The 21245-nt window shown below is 57.5% G+C and carries 22 protein-coding genes; 14 read left to right on the forward strand and 8 right to left on the reverse strand.

Annotation, left to right across the window (positions count from 1 at the left end; genetic code table 11):
- Positions 1-174 precede the first annotated feature (174 nt).
- The 5 genes from ACP90_RS16340 (at position 175) to ACP90_RS16360 (ending at position 4660) form a co-directional block, all read left to right on the forward strand.
- The gene (locus tag ACP90_RS16340) at positions 175-588 is read left to right on the forward strand and encodes a hypothetical protein (RefSeq protein ID WP_062488951.1); all 414 of its coding nucleotides are present in this window, start codon (positions 175-177) and stop codon (positions 586-588) included.
- A gap of 264 nt (positions 589-852) precedes the next feature.
- Positions 853-1629 carry an ABC transporter substrate-binding protein gene (locus tag ACP90_RS16345; protein WP_031268815.1) on the forward strand — a complete coding sequence of 259 codons (777 nt, stop codon included), beginning with the start codon at positions 853-855 and terminating at the stop codon, positions 1627-1629.
- 129 nt (positions 1630-1758) lie between these two features.
- The gene (locus tag ACP90_RS16350; RefSeq protein ID WP_062491704.1) at positions 1759-2472 is read left to right on the forward strand and encodes an ABC transporter permease; all 714 of its coding nucleotides are present in this window, start codon (positions 1759-1761) and stop codon (positions 2470-2472) included.
- Positions 2469-3296 carry an ABC transporter permease gene (locus ACP90_RS16355; RefSeq protein WP_022999479.1) on the forward strand — a complete coding sequence of 276 codons (828 nt, stop codon included), beginning with the start codon at positions 2469-2471 and terminating at the stop codon, positions 3294-3296. Before ACP90_RS16350 ends, ACP90_RS16355 begins: the two co-directional genes overlap by 4 nt.
- Positions 3297-3493: 197 nt before the next feature.
- Positions 3494-4660, forward strand: coding sequence for a PLP-dependent aspartate aminotransferase family protein (locus ACP90_RS16360; protein ID WP_062488952.1), 1167 nt, complete (start codon positions 3494-3496; stop codon positions 4658-4660).
- Positions 4661-4672: 12 nt separating this feature from the next.
- Here ACP90_RS16360 and ACP90_RS16365 read toward each other — a convergent pair whose 3' ends face one another.
- The gene (locus ACP90_RS16365; protein WP_062488953.1) at positions 4673-5563 is read right to left on the reverse strand and encodes a LysR substrate-binding domain-containing protein; all 891 of its coding nucleotides are present in this window, start codon (positions 5561-5563) and stop codon (positions 4673-4675) included.
- A 100-nt stretch (positions 5564-5663) separates the two neighbouring features.
- Here ACP90_RS16365 and ACP90_RS28440 point away from each other — a divergent pair, with 100 nt between their 5' ends.
- From ACP90_RS28440 to ACP90_RS16375, 3 genes are all read left to right on the forward strand, one after another.
- Positions 5664-5816: a hypothetical protein gene (locus ACP90_RS28440; RefSeq protein ID WP_022999482.1), complete on the forward strand. Its 153-nt coding sequence runs from the start codon at positions 5664-5666 to the stop codon at positions 5814-5816.
- A gap of 97 nt (positions 5817-5913) precedes the next feature.
- Positions 5914-6795, forward strand: coding sequence for an NAD(P)-dependent oxidoreductase (locus ACP90_RS16370; RefSeq protein WP_062488954.1), 882 nt, complete (start codon positions 5914-5916; stop codon positions 6793-6795).
- Positions 6796-6807: 12 nt separating this feature from the next.
- Positions 6808-7518: a DNA alkylation repair protein gene (locus ACP90_RS16375; protein WP_062488955.1), complete on the forward strand. Its 711-nt coding sequence runs from the start codon at positions 6808-6810 to the stop codon at positions 7516-7518.
- A 35-nt stretch (positions 7519-7553) separates the two neighbouring features.
- Here the strand turns inward: ACP90_RS16375 and ACP90_RS16380 are convergent, their stop codons facing one another.
- From ACP90_RS16380 to ACP90_RS16395, 4 genes are all read right to left on the reverse strand, one after another.
- A complete protein-coding gene (locus ACP90_RS16380) occupies positions 7554-8054 on the reverse strand; it encodes a DUF302 domain-containing protein (protein WP_062488956.1) in 501 nt (166 codons plus the stop codon).
- Positions 8055-8153: 99 nt separating this feature from the next.
- On the reverse strand, positions 8154-9227 hold the full coding sequence (locus ACP90_RS16385) for a hybrid-cluster NAD(P)-dependent oxidoreductase (RefSeq protein ID WP_022999486.1): 1074 nt from the start codon (positions 9225-9227) through the stop codon (positions 8154-8156).
- A 4-nt stretch (positions 9228-9231) separates the two neighbouring features.
- Positions 9232-10467 carry an aromatic ring-hydroxylating dioxygenase subunit alpha gene (locus ACP90_RS16390; RefSeq protein WP_031268817.1) on the reverse strand — a complete coding sequence of 412 codons (1236 nt, stop codon included), beginning with the start codon at positions 10465-10467 and terminating at the stop codon, positions 9232-9234.
- A gap of 148 nt (positions 10468-10615) precedes the next feature.
- On the reverse strand, positions 10616-12652 hold the full coding sequence (locus tag ACP90_RS16395; protein ID WP_062488957.1) for an NADH:flavin oxidoreductase: 2037 nt from the start codon (positions 12650-12652) through the stop codon (positions 10616-10618).
- 169 nt (positions 12653-12821) lie between these two features.
- Here ACP90_RS16395 and ACP90_RS16400 point away from each other — a divergent pair, with 169 nt between their 5' ends.
- From ACP90_RS16400 to ACP90_RS16410, 3 genes are all read left to right on the forward strand, one after another.
- Positions 12822-13475, forward strand: a complete 654-nt coding sequence (locus ACP90_RS16400) for a TetR/AcrR family transcriptional regulator (RefSeq protein ID WP_062488958.1) — start codon at positions 12822-12824, stop codon at positions 13473-13475.
- 54 nt (positions 13476-13529) lie between these two features.
- The gene (locus ACP90_RS16405) at positions 13530-14393 is read left to right on the forward strand and encodes a helix-turn-helix domain-containing protein (protein WP_062488959.1); all 864 of its coding nucleotides are present in this window, start codon (positions 13530-13532) and stop codon (positions 14391-14393) included.
- A 66-nt stretch (positions 14394-14459) separates the two neighbouring features.
- On the forward strand, positions 14460-14870 hold the full coding sequence (locus tag ACP90_RS16410) for a VOC family protein (RefSeq protein ID WP_062488960.1): 411 nt from the start codon (positions 14460-14462) through the stop codon (positions 14868-14870).
- A gap of 66 nt (positions 14871-14936) precedes the next feature.
- On the opposite strand, the gene ACP90_RS16415 is transcribed toward ACP90_RS16410, so the two are convergent.
- Positions 14937-15428, reverse strand: a complete 492-nt coding sequence (locus ACP90_RS16415; RefSeq protein ID WP_031268819.1) for an Lrp/AsnC family transcriptional regulator — start codon at positions 15426-15428, stop codon at positions 14937-14939.
- A 158-nt stretch (positions 15429-15586) separates the two neighbouring features.
- Positions 15587-16231, reverse strand: coding sequence for a uracil-DNA glycosylase family protein (locus ACP90_RS16420; RefSeq protein ID WP_062488961.1), 645 nt, complete (start codon positions 16229-16231; stop codon positions 15587-15589).
- 130 nt (positions 16232-16361) lie between these two features.
- On the opposite strand from ACP90_RS16420, the gene ACP90_RS16425 reads away from it, so the two are divergent.
- Entirely contained in the window at positions 16362-17918 is a 1557-nt protein-coding gene (locus ACP90_RS16425; protein ID WP_022999494.1) for a HAMP domain-containing sensor histidine kinase, read from the forward strand.
- A 43-nt stretch (positions 17919-17961) separates the two neighbouring features.
- Here the strand turns inward: ACP90_RS16425 and cobT are convergent, their stop codons facing one another.
- Positions 17962-18987, reverse strand: coding sequence for a nicotinate-nucleotide--dimethylbenzimidazole phosphoribosyltransferase (cobT, locus tag ACP90_RS16430; RefSeq protein ID WP_055653840.1), 1026 nt, complete (start codon positions 18985-18987; stop codon positions 17962-17964).
- A 106-nt stretch (positions 18988-19093) separates the two neighbouring features.
- Between cobT and cobS the strand changes: the two genes are divergently transcribed.
- Both cobS and ACP90_RS16440 read left to right on the forward strand, forming a co-directional pair.
- On the forward strand, positions 19094-19966 hold the full coding sequence (gene cobS / locus ACP90_RS16435; RefSeq protein ID WP_082809762.1) for an adenosylcobinamide-GDP ribazoletransferase: 873 nt from the start codon (positions 19094-19096) through the stop codon (positions 19964-19966).
- A gap of 79 nt (positions 19967-20045) precedes the next feature.
- Positions 20046-21200, forward strand: a complete 1155-nt coding sequence (locus tag ACP90_RS16440; protein ID WP_208993347.1) for an alpha/beta hydrolase — start codon at positions 20046-20048, stop codon at positions 21198-21200.
- Positions 21201-21245: the final 45 nt, after the last annotated feature.

Consider the following 21245-nt stretch of genomic DNA (forward strand, 5'->3'; position numbering starts at 1 on the left):
TTCCGAAACCCGGCAGAAATAACCATGTGTCACCGGGTAGTCTTTTCCTAAGAAGTTCGGCTTCCAGCTTCAAATTCAATAAGTTCATGAGATTCATCAGGGTTTTTAATATCCCCTCTCGGCACAATTTTTGCTTGCATATTTGACAATGCTTGCAGCCAGAAAGAGGATCTGATGACATCTGCTCTGCCGCCCACGCCTTCCGTGTCACCGCAATCCGCCAAGGCGCTCCAAAAGCAGCCAAGCGAAACCGAAAGCCGGTTTCTGCAATTCCGCAGCATTCTTGCGGAACAATATGCAGAGTGGCGTGAACTGCCTGAAGAAGAGCGAATTCGGCACAAGTATCTTGAAGATCACGGGCTGACCGAACTCGGTCTGGACAACCTTTCCCCCAGAAACAGGGCTGTTCACGAAGAAAAGATCGCCGAATTGACAAAGCAGCCGGTTGTCTCGCCGACACCCTATCGCGGGGCAGATGCAGGGGATGCGCTTTCCCGCCCGGTGATTACCCTGCAATCCGTTCTCGATGTCCACGACGCTTCCCGGGAAGCTGAAGCAGCAGAGACAACAGCCGACTCAAAGGCCTGATTTCTGCCCTTAGGCCGACATTTGGTTCAGGGCGGCATGCTTCTACAGCACGAAGAAAAGGCCTCAGGGAACAGTCAGGTTTCCACAATGACTTGACGCTTCCCCAACGACATGCCGGAAAAATTGAAAATTCGGCGAAATCACGCTGTGTTTTTTTCGTAGGCATGCTTGAAATTTGAACCGAAGTGTATGGAATAGAGCGCTCGGGCAAGAAGGCGGGACGAACCCGCTTGCGCCGCGAAGAAGATATTAGGGGAACAAAATATGCGTGTATTGCGTATGGCTGCGGCCGCAGTAGCAGTACTGGCTGCCGTGAGTGGCGCTGAGGCGAAAGACTGGTCAAAGGTGCGTATCGGCACCGAAGGCGCTTATCCTCCGTTTAACTCCCTGACCGCAGACGGCCAGCTGATAGGTTTCGACATCGATATTGCCAAGGCGCTCTGCGAAGAAATGAAAGTCGAGTGCGAATTCGTTACCCAGGATTGGGACGGCATGATCCCCGCCCTGCAGGCCGGCAAGTTCGACGCCGTGATCGCTTCCATGTCGATCACCGAAGAGCGCAAGGAAAAGGTCGACTTCACCAACAAGTATTACAACACCCCGCCGGCAATTGCCGTGCCGAAGGATTCCGCTCTGACCGGTACGTCGGATGAAGACCTCAAGGGTGTCGCACTTGGTGCACAGTCCTCCACCACCCACTCCAACTATGCTGAAGAAAAGCTGCCGTCCGCAGACCTGAAGCTTTATCCGACGCCGGATGAATACAAGCTCGACGTTGCCAGCGGCCGTGTCGATGCCGTCATTGACGACGTTGTGGTTCTGTCCGATTGGCTGGCGACCGATGACGGTGCCTGCTGCAAACTGCTGGGCACCCTGACGCCGGATCCGGTGATCAACGGTGAAGGCGCCGGCATTGCCATCCGCAAGGACGACGGCGAGTTGAAGGAAATGTTCAACAAGGCCATCGAAGGCATCCTGGCGAACGGCAAGTACAAGGAAATCAACGACAAGTACTTCACGTTCGACGTTTACGGCGGCTGATTAGCCTCCAGTTGATCGCATTCCGGTGCAGCGCGCCCAGTGCGCTGCACCACCTGCAGGGAAAAATCCCGCAGTACGGCCGGAGGGGCGGCCGGAATAACAACGACAAACAGAAAGAAGCGCCGGCTTATGAATGAAGCTTTGACGCTACTCTCCTTCGGACCAGAGGGTTGGGGAGACGAAATTGCCTGGGGCGTGGTTGTAACCGTCTGCCTGGCAATAGTGACTTTGCCGTTCGGATTGTTTCTGGGATTTCTGATTGCGCTTGCGAAAAAGTCATCGGAACCCAGCTTGCGCCTGGCGGCCAATATCTACACCACTCTTTTCCGGGGCTTGCCGGAACTGCTGACCTTGTTCCTGGTCTACTTCGGACTACAGATCGCGATACAGGTCTTGCTGAAGATGGCCGGCTTCGACTTCTATTTTGAAGTCAATTCGTTTGTCGCCGGTGTCATCGCACTGTCCTTCGTCTTTTCTTCCTACGCTTCCGAAGCGTTTCTTTCCGCCTTTCGCGGGATCCCGCAGGGACAATACGAAGGCGGATATGCGCTTGGACTGTCGAAAGGCAAAACCCTTCGACTGGTTGTACTGCCGCAATTGATCCGGCTCGCACTGCCCGCACTTGGAAACAGTTGGCTCGTCCTTCTCAAGGACACCTCACTCGTTTCGGTGGTCGGCTTGTCTGACGTCATGCGCCAGTCAGGTATCGCCGCAAGGGTGACCAAGGAACCCTTCATGTTCTTTGGCATCGCCTGCCTGATCTACCTGGTCCTGGCAATGATATCATCCACCGGTCTCGTGCGTATCGAGCGCTGGAGCAACCGCGGAGATACGGCACGATGATCTCCGCAAACCCCGCCACAGGCCTGAAACGGCCGCCCGCACCGCCCCGGGGCTGGACCAAGACGCGAATTCTCGGCCATGTGCTCATGGCGCTCTGGATCGTCTCCGGTGCCTGGCTGCTCTACTATCTGGCGATAAACGTCGCCAGTCCTTTCGTGCTGAAGTATTGGCCCGAGTACCTCAGCGGTTTTCTGGTCACCCTTCAGATCGTCGGCCTGTCGTTGCTGATAGGTGCGGTGCTGAGTGTGCCCATCGCAGCTGCACGAGCGTCGAAATGGTGGCTTTTATCGAAGCCTGCCTATTGCTTCGTCTATTTCTTCCGCGGCACACCGCTGCTGGCACAGACCTTCCTTGTCTACTATGGCGCAGGCACCTTCCAGGCACAGCTGGAAGCGGTCGGACTGTGGGGTCTTTTCCGGGAGGCCTGGTTCTGCGTGATCTTCGCGTTTTCACTGAATACATCCGCGTACCAGGCCGAGATCCTGCGCGGTGCCATTCAAAACGTGCCCAGAGGTCAGTGGGAAGGGGCTGCTGCTCTCGGCCTCAACAAGCAGATTACCTTCTTCAAGATCATCCTGCCGCAGGCACTGATCGTTGCCCTGCGGCCCTATGGCAACGAGATCATACTCATGCTCAAGGGTTCCGCCATTGCGGCAATCGTGACGGTGTTCGATCTGTTTGGAGAAACCAGACGGGCCTACTCGAGATCGTATGATTTCCAGGCCTACATCTGGGCAGCGGTGATCTATCTGTTCCTGGTGGAGATGCTGCGCCGCCTGTGGGACAAAATCGAAGCACGCCTGACGCGGCACCTGATACGCTGAGCAGACTTTCAGCGTTCGAAATAATTGGGCCGGGCTTTTCAAGTTCCGGCCCGTTTTTCTGTTACCTGTCCCGCGTTCGTCTTCTCGATATTCCTTTGGAGGCAAGTCGGCGCCGCTCTCCCAAATGGATTGTTTTCATTTGATTATCCAAGCGGACGGCGATAACCCGAAGGGACACCCATTCACGGAGCTCTCCCATGCCGAAAACGCCCTCCATTGCCCATGGCCTTCACCTCGACAGCCTGCTGGCCCATGGCGGCGGCGGTTTTGATGCAGCAACAGGCGCTGTCGTGCCGCCGATACAGACTGCTACCACATTCGTGCGTGACGAAACCTATGAGCTGGTCAATCCGGGGCATATCTACAGCCGTGACGACAATGCGCTTTTCAAGAAGACCGAAAAACTGATTGCCGCTCTTGAAGGGGGAGAAGACAGCCGGCTGTTTGCATCCGGCATGGCCGCTGTCGCCGCCGTCGCCCGCATCGTCAAGCCAGGCGGCACACTGCTTGCCCAGTCCGGCATTTACTGGGGGACCACGTTGTTCCTGCGCAAGATGTGTGCACGCAACAACATTGCCCTCGTAGAGGCTGATGCAAGCGACCTTCAGTCCTTCCAGGACGAGATAGCCGTCACGCGCCCGGATCTTGTCTGGCTTGAAGTGCCCAGCAATCCGTTCTTGAAGGTCGCCGACATCAAGAACATCGCCAACCAGTGCAAACAGGCGGACGCCCTGCTTGCCGTCGATGCGACCGCCGCAACACCGCTGATCCTCAAGCCTCTGTCGCTCGGAGCGGACCTGGTGATGCATTCGGCGACCAAGGCCCTCAACGGTCATTCAGACCTTCTTGGTGGCGTTGTCACAACAGACAATGCCGGCAGCGAAGCCTGGGCGTTTCTGACCGAGGAACGCAAGTTGGCCGGCGCCGTGCTCGGTTCGTTCGAAACCTGGCTTTTGCTCCGGGGCCTCAGGACACTTGCATTGCGTGTGGAGCGCATGAACAGATCGGCACAGGTTTTCGCGGAACACTTCGAAAAACACCCGAAAGTGGAAGCCGTGCTTTATCCCGGCGTCAAGAGCCACCCTCATCACGAACTTGCAAAAAGCCAGATGACCGGCGGTTTTGGCTCGCTCATGTCCATTCAGGTCAAGGGCGACAAAACGGCCGCCTTGAATGTCACCGGTGCGCTTGACCTGTTCCAACGAGCAACCTCCCTCGGCGGTACCGAGAGTCTTGTCGAGCATCGTTTCACCATCGAGGGCGAAGGCTCCGGCATTCCGGAGAACCTGTTGCGGCTTTCCATCGGCATCGAGCATTGCGACGACCTGATTGCGGACATGGAGCAGGCCCTCACTGCAATCTGACGTCTGCCCAGGCTAATCGGAGAGTTGTTCGGCGCGCATGGCCCTGAGCCAGCTCATGAAGGCCTTGAGCGGTGGACGGTTGACACCGGGGCGGGTCACCAGATGGTATCCCGTCCCCGGATAAACGCCGTCTTCAAATAGGACCCTCAGGTTACCCGCCTCGATTTCAGGCTCGACAAAGGTCTTGGCGGTGGCTGAAATACCATCGCCCCGCCGCAACCCTTCCAGCACCATATAGCCTGGCAAATGGGTGATGTTGAGCTTGCCCTTGGGCACGACGCCCTGGCGCTCCAGCCAGATGGTCAATTCGTTGGTGCCATATTCCTGCAACCAGGGAAATTCCAGAAGGTCTTCAGGGCTTTCGATCTTCTTGTCTCCGATCAGGCAATTGGCACCGATCACCGCAAAATTCGTTGGGATGAACAGTTCCGATTCAAGCCCTGTCCAGTTGCCCTTGCCGAAGCGGATCGCCAGGTCGACGCCGCCAGGTCTGAGCTCAACCACTTCGGCCGTCGGATTGAGCATCAGTTCGATGTCGGGATGCTTGTGCCGGAAATCGCTGATCCGCGGCATCAGCCAACTTATGGCAAAGGACGGCGTCATGGTGATGTTGAGCGGACGGACCAGATCTTCCCGCGTCAATTCATCGACTGTCTCCCTGATGATTTCAAAGCCTTCGCTCAGACCTTCAAAGAGCTGCTTGCCTTCAGGGGTCAATGCAATGCCCCTGCCCTCACGGACAATCAGTTTCAACCCCAGAAACTGCTCCAGTGCCTTGACCTGCTGACTGACAGCCGCGTGAGTGACGTTCAATTCTCTTCCCGCGGCCGAGAGACTGCAGGTCTCGGCAACGGCAGTAAAGGTTCTCAGACTGTTCAGGGATGGGAGAGATCGCCAATCCATATGTAAATTCACCTTACATTTTGAAAATCTTCCTGACTGGCATCAGCAACCATAAACAGCCACATTACTCTCACACAACGCAGCGAGAGGATGTAAGCATATGTTTGATATTTACGCACGTAGCTTCCTGGAAGCAACCCGGTTCTCCAGCAACACTCGTCCGGATCCGCGCACCCAGCGGCACCTGGACGCCCAGTCGGCGAAGCGGGAACGTCATTTGCGGCTCTGGCAGCGCGGGCCCTATTGGATCTAAGCTGACAGCACGTGGCAAATGGCCTAAAACCATGATGAACCAGTTCAATTAAAGGCCCGGCTCGTTCCGGGCCTTCGCATGCGAAGGGAGCGTCGTCATGGCAAAGGTTGCATTTATCGGTCTGGGCGTCATGGGATATCCGATGGCCGGATACCTGAAAACCAAGGGTGGGCACGACGTCACGGTTTATAACCGCACGACTGCTAAGGCCGAGAAATGGGCTGCCGAATATGACGGCAACTTCGCCAAGACCCCGAAGGAAGCAGCTGAAGGTTGCGACTTCGTCTTTGCCTGTGTCGGAAACGACGATGATCTGCGCTCCGTCACGACCGGCGAAGATGGTGCCTTTCATGGATTGAAGGAAGGCGCGATCTTTGTCGACAACACCACCGCGTCTGCCGAAGTTGCCCGTGAACTTTATGCAGCGGCCAAGGACAAGGGCTGCGGCTTCATCGATGCCCCGGTTTCCGGTGGCCAGGCAGGTGCCGAAAACGGTGTCCTGACAGTAATGTGCGGCGGAGACCAGGATGTTTTCGACAAGGCCAAGCCGGTCATCGAATGCTTCGCCAAATTCGCGGGCCTGATGGGAGAAAGCGGTGCAGGGCAATTGACCAAGATGGTCAACCAGATCTGCATTGCCGGCCTGGTGCAGGGCCTCTCCGAAGCCATCCACTTTGCCAAGAAAGCGGATCTCGACGTCGCCAAGGTCATCTCCGCAATTAAAGGCGGGGCTGCCCAATCCTGGCAGATGGAAAACCGGTGGGAGACCATGAATGCCGGCAAGTTCGACTATGGCTTTGCGGTCGACTGGATGCGCAAGGATCTCGGCATCTGCCTGAAGACCGCAAATGATACCGGTGCCCGCCTGCCTGTTACGGCGCTGGTCGATCAGTTCTATGCCGAAGTTCAGGCCATGGGTGGCAAACGTTGGGATACGTCCAGCCTGATTGCCCGCCTGGAAAACGCCGACAAGTCATAAACGGGCACCCATATGCCCCATGTTCCGGACACGACCTTCACGCTTGAAAACATATTGAACGATCTGCGTGAAGCGGGAACGGAGCCGAACCGTGCTGGAATGGCGCGGTTTGGCATCGAAACAGATCGGGCCTTCGGCGTTCCACTCTCTGTGCTGCGTCCGTTGGCCAGATCCATAGGCCCTTCCCCGGACCTTGCACGGGAACTCTGGGCCAGCGGCTTTCACGAAGCGCGGCTCTTGGCAATCCTTCTGACCCCACCCAGGCACCTGGCACCCGAGCTCGCCCTTCAATGGCTGAACGACATCAATTCCTGGGATCTGTGCGATCAGCTCATGAATGTTCTGGCCCGGCGTGCCGGTTCAAATGAACTGGTTCCGGCACTTGCCGCAGACGAACGCGAATTCGTCCGGCGGGCTGCCTTTGCGCTGATCGCCTGGCGTGCCGTCCACGCCAAGACAGCGCCCGAATCCGAGTTTCTGGACTACTTTACCTTGATCCGCGCAGCTGCCACGGACGAGCGAAACTTTGTCTGGAAAGCGGTGCACTGGGCCCTCCGCCAGATCGGCAAACGCTCCTTGCCTCTGCATGGCGCCGCTCTCGCGATTGCCGAAGACCTGGCAGCATCCGAAAACCGGACAGCCCGCAAGGTCGGTAATGCGGCTGTCCGGGAGCTTTCGTCCGAGAAGGTTCTGAACCGCCTCAACAAGGCTGCAGACATCTAGTCAAATGTAGCTGTCGATCTATTATCGACTGCCGCTTACTGACCTGCCGCTTCCTTGGCGATGGCATCCAGCAAGGCATTCACTTCGCCGATGGCCGCCTTGGATTCCTCAGAGCCTGTTTCACCGAGGTGACGATATCCGACCGTTACGGTGCCAGGCTGGTCCGGAGTTTCGTAGACGAATACCGAATAGGGGCAATAGGCGATGTTCGCAGCGTCAGCCTCCATCACCTTGCGCGAGAGATTGGCCGAGCAGAACAACATGGCCTGCGCCTTGACGAAGATCTGTTTCTGACCACCGACATCTTGTGATGTGCGATCCAGCATGTCGCCTATGTGTGAGACGTAATCGATGACCAGGCCATGATTGACGATGGCATTTTCAAGATCGAAACGCACATCATCAAAGGCCGCTGAAACCTGGTAGGCGGTAACGCCTTCCGGAATTGACTGGGCGCTGGCGGCTCCGGCGCCGCAAGCTGCGAGGCCCACAAAAGCAATTGCGATCCGAAACGGTTTCCTGAAACTTTCAAACATGCGACGTCCTCCCGAGCATGAAGACCAGAATACTCCGCTCTTCATGCCCGCGCCATTGATACATCGCAAATTTTGAATATTTCCTCGACTATCTCCGGCTCAGATGTCGACCTCGACTGTACCGATCGGATTCGAGCAACAGGCCAGAATGAAACCTGCCTCGATATCTTCATCGCTGATGCCGCCAGAGTGGACCATGTGAACTTCACCGGAAAGTTTCTTCACCTTGCAGGTGCCACACACACCGAACGTACAGCCCGACGGGATATTGAGCCCTGCATCCTTTGCAACGGCCAGAACCGTGTCGGTTTCCGAACACCAGGAAGACACCTTGGAGTTGGCAAAGACGATCTGGGCCTGCACGTCATCCTGAGGTACGACGTCATCGAACTCTGTCAGTTCAGCCTTGGTTTCTGCCGGCGCCTGGAAGCTTTCCTGGAAATAGTTTTCCATGTTGAAACCGAGCGAGTTCAGGATCTCGCGCACGGATTCCATGAAGCCTTCGGGGCCGCAGCAATAGACTTCGCGCTCCAGATAGTCGTTGCACATGAGGCCCAGCATCAGCTGGTTGAAGTGCCCGCGATAACCGGTCCAGACCTCGTAAGGATCGCTCTTCGTGACGACGAAGTGCAATTGCAAACCGTTCACGCGGCTCGCCATGTACTCAAGCCGCTTGCGGAATATCAGATCAACAGGCCGCGTTGCGCACTGGATGAAACAAATGTCCGGATCCTCACCGCGCTCGAAAAGCGTCGTCGCCATCGACATCATGGGCGTAACGCCGGAACCGGCTGAAATGAACAGGTACTTGTTGTCCGGATTGCGCGGCAGATGGAACAGCCCAGCCGGTCCATAAGCCTTGATCTGCATGCCGGGAACAAGGTTCTCCAGCATCCATTTCGTACCGACGCTGTCCTGCTGGACCTTTACCGTTACGGAGATATAGGCGTTGGTCACCGGCGAAGAGGAAATCGTATAGGTGCGTTGAACGTTTCCGCCAGGCACCGGGAGATCGAGCGTGATGAACTGGCCTGCCCGATAGACGAAAGTCGCGCCTGATGGCGGACGGAAGGTGAAGGTTTTCACCCCCGGCGCCTCGGGCAGAACACTCACGCATTCCAGAACTTCACTGTCGGACCAGACCGGCGTATCGCGTCCGGGCATCGGGATCATCGTACTACTCCGCCGCGACACGGAAACGGCCCATCAGACCGTTTTCCAGGGTTCGGGCGTACCAGTCGACGAACTGGATGACGCCGCTTTCCTGAGCCGGAGAATACGGCCCCGGTTCATAGGCCGGCGACTTGATGCCGATCTGGTTCTCCTCAACGATCTGACGGTCCTCATCGTTGGTGTGGACCCAGACTTCCGTCAGCCGCTTGAGGTCGTAGTCGACCCCTTCCTGAGCGTCCTTGTGCACCAGCCAGGTGGTTGTCACCTCGGTTTCCATGGGACTGATCGGCAGAACGCGGAATGTCAGCACCTGGTCGGACAGGAAGTGGTTCCAGGTGTTCGGATAATGGAAGAACAGGCAAGACCCCGCGTTGTCGAAGGGCACGGACCCAATACGCTTGGAAACGGCCGCCTTGCCATCCATGGTGTAGCTGACCGCATCTCCCAGGAACGGAATACGCACGAAACGCCATTGCTCGGACGGCGAAATCAGGAATCTGGACGGAAGCCCTGCGCCTTCGCAGCGTTCCACATGCGCCTTGCCGACGTTGGAAGAGGTTGAATCGTCACCACCCACGAGGTTGGGATCGTCCGGGAATGTCCGGCATAGCGACGGATGCGACCCGGAGCAGTGATAGCACTCGCGGTTGTTTTCCAGAACAAGCTTCCAGTTGCCCTGCTCGACGATGGTCGACTGGTGGGCAACCTTGAGGTTGGAAAGGTCGTGCGGGCCGAGATAGCGTTCAGCCTGCTTTTCCAGTTCCGTGGTGTCGGGAGCAACGGCAGCAAGGCAGATGAACACCATGCCTGAAACAGTCACGCAGTGTACGGTCTTCAGTCCATGGTTTTCCGGCTTGAACTCCGGCCCCATTTCGCGCGCCCACAGAAGCTTGCCGTCGAGTTCGTAGGTCCACTGGTGGTACGGACAGACCAGCTTGGGCGCCGAACCTTTGGATGCAGCACAAATGCGGCTGCCGCGGTGACGGCAGGAATTGTGGAATGAGCGAATGACACCGTCGGCTCCACGCACGATGATGATGTTGTAATCGCCGATCTGAAGCGTGACGTAATTTCCCGACTTCGGCAGCTCGGCAGACGGAATGGCGAAAATCCATTCCTTCTGCCAGATGTTCTTCAGGTCCGCCTGGTAGACGTCGGCATCGGTGTAGAAGGCCTGGGGCAAAGAATACCCGGCTCGTCGGCCCATCAGAAGTGATAGAATTTCCGCATCGCTGAACATGGTGACACATCCTCTTTGGCCGAGTCTCCCGGCCTGTCCTTGCCGGGAACGTTAGGCCCACCAGACCCCACCGCCGTAGCGCAAAAGCGTCATTTGCTTATCCATGTAAGACGCTGCCCAAATTTTCCGCGTGCGGTGCAGCATCACGTCAAATGTCCTTGACCAAACGTAACGCATCATAGATTGCCGCATGGGTGTTGCGAGCCGCAACTGCATCCCCAATGCGGAAAAGCGCGAATGTGCCATCCGGGTTGGCCTCAAGAGGCTGCGAGCGGCCAAAAATCAACGCTTCCTGCTGAACAGCACCAAGGTTTTTCGACATCGGCTTCAGCTCGAAATAGAGTTCGTCCATCGGTATTGTACCGTGATTGACGACGATTTGGTCGAACTCCCGCTCTTCCGTGTGGTTGGAATAGTCTGTTCCGACGACCGCGGTGATCAAGTTCCCGGAACGCTTTGCAGCTTTCAGGCGGTAGGTGACCGTGAAGCGAACGTCCTTGTCCTGCAGCGATCGCATGTAAGGCACCAGGTTCATTGCCATGACATCCGGGGCGAAGGACCTGTCCGGCGTCATGATCTCCACGTGAGCGCCTGATTTTGCGATCATCTCGGCCGCCTGAAGTGCGGGATGATCACCGGCATCGTCGTAGACGAGAACACGTTTGCCCGGCTTGACGTCGCCAGCAATGATATCCCAGGCAGAGACAACAAGATCATTGCCCTCGCTCAGGACTTCCGTATGCGGCAAGCCTCCTGTTGCGACGATCACCACATCCGGGTTTTCTCCCGCGATATCTTCAGCTTCTGCAAAAGTGTTGAAACGGAACTTCACGTCTTTCGCCAGGCACTGGTCCATTCGCCAGTCGATTATGGAGATCATTTCGCGCCTGCGCTCGGATTGCGCTGTCAGCCGGACCTGACCACCGGCATGTGGCGCTGCCTCGAACACGATCACATCGTGCCCCCGTTCACCTGCAACGCGCGCCGCTTCCATGCCGGCAGGCCCTGCGCCAACGACGACCACCTTCTTTTTCGTTTCCGCGAGCGGGATCTCGTGGGGCATGGTCAATTCCCGACCTGTTGCCGGGTTGTGGATGCAAAGCGCATCGCCAGCCTGATAGATGCGGTCGAGGCAATAGGTTGCTCCCACACAGGGGCGGATATCCCCTTCCCGCTTTTCGGCAATTTTCCTGACCACCATCGGGTCGGCCATATGCGCGCGCGTCATGCCGACCATGTCCAGAAGCCCTTCGGCGATCGCATGGCGCGCTGTTGCGACATCGGGGATCTTGGCTGCATGGAAGGTCGGCATGCCGACTTCCTTCTTGATGCGACCGGCGAAATCCAGATGCGGGGCGTTGCGCATGCCCTGAACGGGAATCACGTCTGTCAGGCCAGGGTCGGTGTCGATGTGACCCCGAATGACATTGAGGAAGTCGACCTGTCCCGTAGCCTTCAGGCGGCGGGCAATTTCAAGACCTTCGTCTTCCGTGATGCCTCCGTCCAGATCCTCGTCCGCGGTAAAACGGATGCCCAGAATGAAGTCGTCACCAACCCTCTGCCGAACCGCCTCGATGACTTCGAGTGAAAAGCGCATCCGGTTTTCCAGTGAACCACCGTACGGCCCATCCAGCGTGTTGGTGACCGGCGACCAGAACTGGTCCATCAGGTGACCGTAGGCCTGCAGCTCTATGCCATCCATCCCTCCGGCCTTCATGCGTTCCGCCGCGTCGGCATAGTCGGCTATGATGCGGGCGATGTCCCACTCTTCGACCTGCTTGGGAAAGGCCCGGTGCGCTGCTTCACGTTCATGGCTGGACGAAACCGCAGGTAACCAGTCCCCCTTGTTCCAGTGTGTCCGGCGACCAAGATGGGTCAGCTGGATCATCACCGCACAATCGTGTTCGTGGCAGGCATCCGTTAGCCGCTTGATCCACGGCACGACTTCGTCCTTGTAGGCAAGGATATTGTTGAAGACGGGCGGCGAGTTGCGAGAGACGGCCGCGGAGCCGGCGGTCATGGTCAGTGCGACACCGGCCTTTGCCCGGACCTCGTGATAGGCGCGATACCGGTCCTTCGGCATGCCATCCTCAGGATAGGCAGGCTCGTGCGACGTGATCATGATCCGGTTTTTCAGCGTCAAATGTTTCAGCTGATAGGGCTGCAACAACGGATCTTTCGACATCTCTTTCCTCTCCGGGCATTCCACCGCGTCACGGATTTCCTCAGGTTTGCAAAGATTAATTCCCACCGATCATCTTTGAAAAGTCTGAAAAGCGACATATGTGTCGCTTTTGTCGACATTGGTGTCAATTTTGATTGCCGGCAGGCCGGTGCTTTGTTATCGCAAGCACATGAGCGACCTATTGATCGAAAAAACGTCCGGTTGGCGCGGCACGCGTGAAATCTGGATCGAAGCTGCCTATCAGGCGCTGATTGAACATGGCATTGATGCCGTCAAGGTGATGCCCCTGGCCGACAGGCTCGGTCTGTCGCGGACCAGTTTCTATGGCCATTTCTCAGACCGGAACGACCTGCTCGACGCCTTGATCACCCAGTGGCAAACGAAAAACACCGGCAATCTGGTCAAACGGACCGAGGATTACGCGGAGACAATCACCGAGGCGATCCTGAACCTTTTCGATTTGTGGCTGCTGCCGGAGCTGTTCGATTCCCGGCTGGAATTTGCAATGCGCAACTGGGCACACGCGGATCCGGACCTGACGCCCATGCTGGAAGAAGCCGACCGGGTGCGGATCGAGGCTTTTACGGCGATGTTCGAACGTTTTGGCTATGAACATGCCTCGGCCGACGTGAGAGCCAACACCATGTATCTGACGCAGATCGGCTATATCTCCATCGTCAAGGATCGGCCGAGCGAGCCGCTTGGCCCCAGGCTTCAGCGCATGCCCCACTACATCGAGATCTTTACCGGGAAAACCGTATCCGATGCGGAATTCGCCAGATTTCGCGCGCGCCATCCGCTGGGTCCCGTTAAGACTGAATGATTATGGGTGACCACGACCCGAGTTGATCCTATCCTGCCCCGACAAGGAAGGATCATGACCACCTCGCAAGACGCCTCACCGCCCTCCTTCTCGGCTCCCCCCGGCATTGATGCCGGTTTCTGGCGCCGGACAGCACCGCCGGACTTGCGCAGCCTTTTCACCGACATCATCGGCTACGAAGAGCGAAACCCGCAGACGAACAGGCAGGTTGAAACTGCCTCCTTGACCATTCCGCTCATCCTGAGTTTCGGCGATCCGTTTGAAATCGCGCTCGGTCAGCATCCAACCGCTGAAAATGAGCGCCCCACCTTTCTGGCTGGGCTCAGCAGTTCTCCGGTTTTCATTCAGTCAAATGGCCGTGCCAAATGCCTGCAGATCAACTTTACTCCCGTCGGTGCCCGTCATTTTTTCCGGTTCCCAATGGACCTGCTGACGGACCAGATGTTGCCGTTTGCCGATGTCGCGGAACCGGAACTGGCTGAATTTGTCCGCCGGATCGAGGATCTGACAAGCTGGAATGCGCGGCTCGATCATGCCCTTGCCTACGTCATCAAACGTCTACGGCAAGACACCGTCCAACGAACGCCGGCGGATCATGTGTTGCGACGGCTACTTGAAACCGGAGGCCAGGTCTCAGTCACATCGTTGGCTAAGGAGATTGGCTGGACCCGAAAGCACCTGGCACAAAAATTTCGGAAGGATATTGGCCTTCGGCCCAAGACGGTTGCCCGGGTGATCCGCTTCGGCGAGGTGCTCAAACATGCACAGAACCGCTGCAACATCGATTGGGCCGGCTTGGCGGTTGATTGCGGTTACGCCGATCAGGCCCATCTCATTCGGGACTTTTCCGAGTTTTCCGGTCACTCACCGGAAGCCTGGCGCGCACGGCTGCTGAATGGCACTGCCAACACCTGGTAGGTAACAAAACTTCAATCCCGCAAAATCGCGAAGAGCTATCACCTCCTTCATCAAAGGAGGTACGACATGTCTCATGAAGCAAGCAGAATTTATCCCGTTTTCCGGTTCGGCAATGCCAATGCCATGATCAAGTGGCTCGCAGATTCATTCGGGTTTGTCGAACACGAAGTACACAGGGACGACAACGGCACTGTGGTGCATGCAGAGCTGGCCTTCGGTTCAGCCATGATCATGATCGGTCAGGCCCGAGACGACGCTTTTGCAAAGATCATCGGACATCCGGACGGCCCTTGCGGCAAGGCAATCTACCTGGCTGTGGAGAATGCCGACAAACTGTTCGACCGCGCCACTGCAGCTGGGGCGACAATCCTGGAGGGGTTGACGAACCGGGACTACGGCAGCCGAGAATTCATTTGCCAGGATCCTGAAGGAAACATCTGGAGCATCGGCACCTATTGGCCCAAAACGTCCACGTGAACCAACCAGAAGACCGAATGAACCTCAGGGGTTCGCTGGCCGGAGCAGATCGTGTTGCCGGCCAGTTCACTTGTCCCGGTCGGGTTTAGGCTTTTCCGGTGCCACATAGCTGAGCGGCAAGGCCGTGGTGTTCTTGATCTGCTCCATGGCGAAGGTGGTCGAGACATCCGAAATGTCGATCCGGGAAATCAGCTTCTTGTAAAAGGCGTCATAGGCCTCGATGTCCGGCACGGCGACACGCAACAGATAGTCGACCTGACCTGCCATCCTGTAGAATTCGACCACTTCGGGAAACTCCCGGATGACATCGGCGAATTTCTTCAGCCAGTCTTCGGAGTGCTGGCTCGTGGTAATGGCGACGAAGGCCGTTACCTTCGCATTGACCTTTGCCGGGTCCAGCAAGGCGACGCGACCGGTGATGACCCCGTCTTCTTCCATTTTCTGAATGCGCCGCCAGCACGGCGTGGTCGACAGCCCCACCCTGCGGCCGATTTCAGCCACCGGAACGGTACAATCTTCCTGGAGAATGGACAGGATGCGACGGTCGATACGATCAATCATGAATTCAAGATCCAGCCAGGAGCAACAGAGATTCCCGACCGCGCAGACCGCAACATGTTGGGAAATCATTTTCATTGAAGATAAAAACTCGTAACTGAGTTTCAATGAAAATGTCAATTCTCACCGAAATGAGAATTATTTTCGAATTCCAGCAATTAGGGCACCATTGTAAGGCGCTGAACCTCGCCTCTCAGAACCGGCAGCAGCTCGGTTTCAAACCACGGGTTCTTTCTCAGCCACGCATTGTTGCGCCAGGAAGGATGCGGCAACGGCAGGACCGCCGGTTTGCCGTCCATCTGCCGAGCGAAATGCTGACGCCAGTTCGACACTGTCTCGGTAAGGGATTTCTGCCGGTTTGACCCGAGATGATAGGCTTGGGCATATTGGCCGATAACCAGCACCAGTTCGATCTGCGGCATGGCGGCAAACAAGCGGTCATGCCAGGCCTTGCGGCATTCGGTGCGCGGCGGCAGATCGCCCCCTTTTGCGTCCAGTCCAGGAAAACAAAACCCCATCGGCACGATGGCCAGTTTACCGGCGTCGTAGAAAATATCCTCGTCGATGCCCATCCAGTTTCTCAACCGGTCACCTGAAGGATCGGTGAACGGTCTGCCGCTCTGGTGAACGCGTGTGCCCGGCGCTTGTCCGCAGACACAAAGCCTTGCGGTTCCAGACACTTGCAGAACTGGTCTGGGCTCATGCGGTAACGCCGACTTTTCAGGGTTCTCGACGCAGATCCGGCACGACCGCACGTCAGCGGCAAGTCTGTCGAGTGTTTTCGAATTCGTCTTTTCTGACAATGAGTTGCACCTTGGCACAGCCTGTTAACACTTCCCTTACCACGATCTTGAGGACGATCTTAAGGAATGGTGAGTCAGGTTGAATAAACACGCGGCAGCGCGATAACAAAATCAAAACTTTGGGCAGCAAATGGCATCGGTTGCGTCAGAAACCGGCGACGACAAAGTCACCATCAACGAACAGCGCGCCAAGCGCCGTCGTGAGATGGCGCGCTCGGCCAACGATGTGCGCAGCCGCCTCGGTACGCCTGAAAACTGGTACACGTCTTTCGATCTGGAACGGCAGCATCTGTTTGCCGACACCCGCATCAACGCTGCCTACGCGGTCCCCCTTCTCGCCCTGATCGTTGCCGCGATCTCCGTTCTGTGGATCAACCCGCTCTTCATCGGCGCCTGGTTTACGGCGACGCTTTGCACCCACTTCATGATGGTGATCACCAGCCATTCCTACGAGAAGGCTCCGTCCGACCAGAAAGCCCGCATCTACTGGCGGCGCAGGTTCGCCTTTGGTGACTTCGTCTACGGCTGCAGCTGGGCCAGCTTCTTTCTGCTGCCTCAGACCAGTGAATCCGGCGACGGATTTGTCATCTTTCATTTCGCGACGCTGCTGATCGTGGTTGCCATGAACACGATGCAGTCGGCCACCCTGCCGAAATGCCTTCTTGCCAGCACCTTGCCCATGACACTGATCGTCACCGTCAGCTTCCTGCAGCAGGTGAACCCGATCCACTATACGCTCGCCGCCATGGCGATCGGCGCGCAAGGTTTCTTCCTGATCCTGGGCAACCAGCTTCTGAAGAACGCCAACACCATGCTGGAATACCGGGCCGACAAGGATCACCTGATCGCCGAGTTGGAAACTGCAAACGCGATGTCGGACGAAGCGCGCCGCCGCGCAGAGGCTGCCAACCTTGCCAAGTCCCGCTTCCTGGCCACGATGAGCCATGAACTGCGGACGCCGCTCAACGCCATCCTCGGGTTTTCCGAAATCATGAAGGATGAAGTGCTCGGCAAGATGCACAACAAGAACTACCAGTCCTATGCCGAAGACATTCACGGCTCGGGACAACATCTGCTCAACCTGATCAACGAAATTCTCGACCTGTCCCGCATCGAGGCCGGTCGGCACGAATTGCATGAGGAACCGATCTTCCTGGACGATATCGTCGAGGAATGCGGGACCATGATGAAGGTTCGGGCGAAGGCCAAGACGATTTCGCTTCACCACACCCACGAGCCTGACCTGCCGCGCGTTTGGGCGGACGAGCGAGCCCTGCGTCAGGTGGTGCTCAACCTCCTGTCCAACGCCGTGAAGTTCACACCGGTAAACGGTGAAGTCTGGATCAAGGTCGGACCGACGTCAGATGGCGGACAATACGTCTCGATAAAGGATACGGGCCCCGGCATTCCGGAAGACGAAATTCCGACCGTACTGGAAGCTTTCGGTCAGGGGTCTCATGCCATCAAGACGGCAGAACCTGGGACCGGTCTTGGCCTGTCCATCGTCCAGGCGCTGATCAACATGCACGACGGCAAGTTCTCGCTGAAGTCCAGGCCCGGCGAAGGCACGGAGGTGATCGTCACCCTGCCGAGAGCCAGGATCATGAACTATTCGCCGGATGTCATCTGGGTGGACCCGAACGACAAGGACAGCGGCGTACCGTCCGGCAAGGCAAGATCGGCCTGATCCGCATCAGCGGTTTCAGGCCGCTTCAATTCCTGAAAGAGCTTCAGTCGTCTTTTTCGGACACACCAGCGTCTGCGAAGGTGGCCATGCCGGAGTGCATTTCGGCGGCGGCCTTGGCAATACCGGCAGCGAGTGCAGCACCGGAGCCTTCACCCAGACGCATGCCAAAATCGAGCAGCGCATCCTTGCCCATGTGCTCGAGCACCTTCGCATGGGCCTGCTCTGCCGAAACATGGGCGAAGAGGCAGTGGTCGAGACCGGCCGGGTCCATCGCATAGACAACAGCAGCAGCAGCCGTCGTGACAAAGCCATCGACAATCACCGGAACGCGCTGCAGGCGTGCGGCAATGATGAGGCCTGTCATGGCTGCAATCTCGCGGCCACCGATGCGACGCAGGATCTCCAGCGGATCGCGTTCGCCGTTCAGTCGAGCAACCGCTTTTTCGACAGCATCGCGTTTGCGGGCAAGGCCCTCGTCGTCAACGCCGGTACCGCGCCCGATCCAGTCTTCAGCCTTGCCGCCGAACAGCGCATTTATAACCGCAGCAGCGACTGTGGTGTTGCCGATCCCCATTTCGCCAAGACAGATCAGGTCAATCCCGCCGGCAAGCGCTTCCATGCCATATGCCATGGTCGCAGCGCAATTGGCTTCGTCCATCGCGTCTTCCCGCGTGATGCTGGGGGTCGGCATGTCGACCGCCAGGTCGAACACCTTCAGGCCGATGTCATAAGCGCGGCAGATCTGGTTGATTGCAGCACCGCCAGCCGCGAAGTTCTCGACCATCTGCCGGTTGACTGCACTTGGAAACGCGGACACGCCTTCATCCGCAACCCCATGGGCGGTCGCGAAGATGCCGACCATCGGCCGCGTGATCTTAGGCGGTGCCTTGCCAGACCAGGCGGCCAGCCATTCGGCAATTTCCTCAAGCCTTCCGAGCGAACCGGCAGGTTTGGTCAACTCCGCATCCCGGGCCTTCACCCTCGCGAGCGCATCCTCGTCCGGCCCCGGCATGGATTTCACCAGATTGCGGATATCGTCAAAGGGCAGCGCGGTCTCGGAGAGGGACATGTTCTTTTGGTTCCGGTTGTTCGCGGCCGTCGAGTGGCCACTTGGTCTCGCTTAGCCGCTGTTCTATAACTTCGCCCGGTAAAAACTCAAGCACGGGACCGGCCTGATGAGCTCTGAAACCGACCAAGAGCCTGATTCACAGGTTGAAACGCGGTCCGGAAAAACCCGGGATCGACACCAGGTCTGGCTGCACCGGGGCAAGGCACTCGCCGCGGACACGGCAGCTTGCGTACGATTCTTCTCCCGGCTTCCCCTGCCTGCAGTCAACACCGAAGACGACCCGATGTCCCCTCCGGACTTTGTTCGGATCGCCCGTGCAGCGCCTCTGGCAGGTGCAATCATTGCCCTGCCCGCGGCCGGCGTCGGTGTTGCGCTCGGTTTCACTCAACTGCCGCTTCTGGCCGTTGCGGTTCTCCTGACCGCGGTTCTTGCGGCAACGACCGGAGCTCTTCACGAAGATGGCTTGAGCGACGTAGCCGACGGCTTCTTCGGCGGTGCAACCCGCGAAAGACGCCTCGACATCATGAAGGACAGCCGCATCGGAGCCTTTGGGGCTCTCGCCCTGATGATCTCGGTATTCCTGCGCGCCGTCCTGCTTGCAGCGCTTTGGCAAAAATTCGGACCGGCTGATGCGGCGCTGCTTTTTCTTGCGGGAGAAGCCCTCAACCGGATGCTGCTTGTCTGGCAGTGGCAATGCCTGCCATCTGCAAGACCTGAAGGGCTCGGAGCTCGCTTTGGAAAGCCGTCCCGGTCAACAGTGCAACAAGCTTTTCTTGTGACGTTGCCCGTGATGCTGCCTGCGTTCTTCCTGCTCTCCCTGCCGGCCTTGCTGCTGGCCCTTGTCATCGCCATCGCCGCGGCACATGCGACCGGTCGGCTTGCAGTGGCCAAGATTGGCGGAGCCACTGGCGATGTTTTAGGCGCAGTTCAACAACTCACTGGTCTTGGCTTTCTTGCAGGGATGCTTATGGTGCCGTGAGTAGCGGATAGAGGCCTTGGTGGCGGGAATAGCTCACATGTCAGTATCGGGCAATTCAGTTAGACGAGAAGCAACAGGTTTGCGCGCAGCAACCCTGTTGATCGTTTTTGCCATCTTGTCCGCCTGTTCCGGAAGGCCGGAAGTCGGAGCGCTCGCGCTCAACGAAGACCCGGTCGTTGGTGCCAGGGTAAATGATATCCTGATCGTCACCACGCGCCAGCGGGACGACCGCCCCGACACCTATTTCAGCGGTGAGCGTTCAGCCGCGGTCAATTACGCGGAAGCCTCGATTTCGGTACCGCCTTCTCACAAACCGGGCCAGATCGAGTGGCCCGAAAGTCTGCCGGGTAACCCCAAGACCGACTTTGTTGCGCGCAAGGCCGACTACATTGCCGACAACGCTGCCTTCCGGCGTTCTGTCAACGCCAGGCTTGCAAGTTTGCCGCGTGGCGAACGCGACATAATGCTGTTCATTCACGGCTACAACACGCGCTTTCCGGAAGGGCTTTACCGGTTCGCGCAGATTGTCAACGACAGTCAGTTCCAGGGCGTCCCGGTTCTGTTTACCTGGGCCTCGCGCGGCAAGCTTCAGGATTACGTCTACGACCTCAACAGCGCCGCGATTGCTCGCGGAGCCCTTGAAGAAACGCTTGTGGAACTTGCCAAGACCAATGCCGACAACATCACCATTCTTGCCCACTCAATGGGCAATTGGCTGTTGATGGAAACCGCGGTACAGGCACGACCGGAAAACCGCCGGCTTGTCGCAAAGCATGTCAACGACATCGTTCTGGCGGCGCCCGACATCGATATCGACCTCTTCAAGACCCAGCTCAAGCGAATTGGCCCGATGCCTCGGCCCTTTACCGTTATCGTTTCGCGTGACGACAAGGCCCTGCGCATCTCGCGCACCATTGCAGGTGGCAAGGAACGTGTCGGGGCTTTTTCCAACGATCAGGAACTGGCGGAACTCGGTGCTGTCGTTATCGACGTGACCGAGCTTGAATCGCTGGACAGCACGAACCATTCGAAATTTGCACAGCTTGCACAGCTGCAGCCTGACTTGCGCAAGGCACTCGGCAGCTCCGCACTCGGGTCCAGTGCCGACCACAACCGTGGCGCCAATCTTGGTGACGACCTGGGGTCCTTTGTGGGCACGACGGCACAGGCAGCAGTTACCTTGCCGATCAAGGTCATCACCGCGCCGTTCACCTATGCGTCAGGCGGCTATTGATCCGGTCATTATTCGCTGTTTTCCGCCCAATACAGTCTTGGCAAC

The organism is Labrenzia sp. CP4, from assembly GCF_001579905.1.
Lineage (GTDB): Bacteria > Pseudomonadota > Alphaproteobacteria > Rhizobiales > Stappiaceae > Roseibium > Roseibium algicola.

Coding starts and splice junctions, on each gene's coding strand:
- ACP90_RS16340 (WP_062488951.1), top strand. CDS start 175: ATGACATCTGCTCTGCCGCCCACGCCTTCCGTGTCACCGCAATCCGCC.
- ACP90_RS16345 (WP_031268815.1), top strand. CDS start 853: ATGCGTGTATTGCGTATGGCTGCGGCCGCAGTAGCAGTACTGGCTGCC.
- ACP90_RS16350 (WP_062491704.1), top strand. CDS start 1,759: ATGAATGAAGCTTTGACGCTACTCTCCTTCGGACCAGAGGGTTGGGGA.
- ACP90_RS16355 (WP_022999479.1), top strand. CDS start 2,469: ATGATCTCCGCAAACCCCGCCACAGGCCTGAAACGGCCGCCCGCACCG.
- ACP90_RS16360 (WP_062488952.1), top strand. CDS start 3,494: ATGCCGAAAACGCCCTCCATTGCCCATGGCCTTCACCTCGACAGCCTG.
- ACP90_RS16365 (WP_062488953.1), bottom strand. CDS start 5,563: ATGGATTGGCGATCTCTCCCATCCCTGAACAGTCTGAGAACCTTTACT.
- ACP90_RS28440 (WP_022999482.1), top strand. CDS start 5,664: ATGTTTGATATTTACGCACGTAGCTTCCTGGAAGCAACCCGGTTCTCC.
- ACP90_RS16370 (WP_062488954.1), top strand. CDS start 5,914: ATGGCAAAGGTTGCATTTATCGGTCTGGGCGTCATGGGATATCCGATG.
- ACP90_RS16375 (WP_062488955.1), top strand. CDS start 6,808: ATGCCCCATGTTCCGGACACGACCTTCACGCTTGAAAACATATTGAAC.
- ACP90_RS16380 (WP_062488956.1), bottom strand. CDS start 8,054: ATGTTTGAAAGTTTCAGGAAACCGTTTCGGATCGCAATTGCTTTTGTG.
- ACP90_RS16385 (WP_022999486.1), bottom strand. CDS start 9,227: ATGATCCCGATGCCCGGACGCGATACGCCGGTCTGGTCCGACAGTGAA.
- ACP90_RS16390 (WP_031268817.1), bottom strand. CDS start 10,467: ATGTTCAGCGATGCGGAAATTCTATCACTTCTGATGGGCCGACGAGCC.
- ACP90_RS16395 (WP_062488957.1), bottom strand. CDS start 12,652: ATGTCGAAAGATCCGTTGTTGCAGCCCTATCAGCTGAAACATTTGACG.
- ACP90_RS16400 (WP_062488958.1), top strand. CDS start 12,822: ATGAGCGACCTATTGATCGAAAAAACGTCCGGTTGGCGCGGCACGCGT.
- ACP90_RS16405 (WP_062488959.1), top strand. CDS start 13,530: ATGACCACCTCGCAAGACGCCTCACCGCCCTCCTTCTCGGCTCCCCCC.
- ACP90_RS16410 (WP_062488960.1), top strand. CDS start 14,460: ATGTCTCATGAAGCAAGCAGAATTTATCCCGTTTTCCGGTTCGGCAAT.
- ACP90_RS16425 (WP_022999494.1), top strand. CDS start 16,362: ATGGCATCGGTTGCGTCAGAAACCGGCGACGACAAAGTCACCATCAAC.
- cobT (WP_055653840.1), bottom strand. CDS start 18,987: ATGTCCCTCTCCGAGACCGCGCTGCCCTTTGACGATATCCGCAATCTG.
- cobS (WP_082809762.1), top strand. CDS start 19,094: ATGAGCTCTGAAACCGACCAAGAGCCTGATTCACAGGTTGAAACGCGG.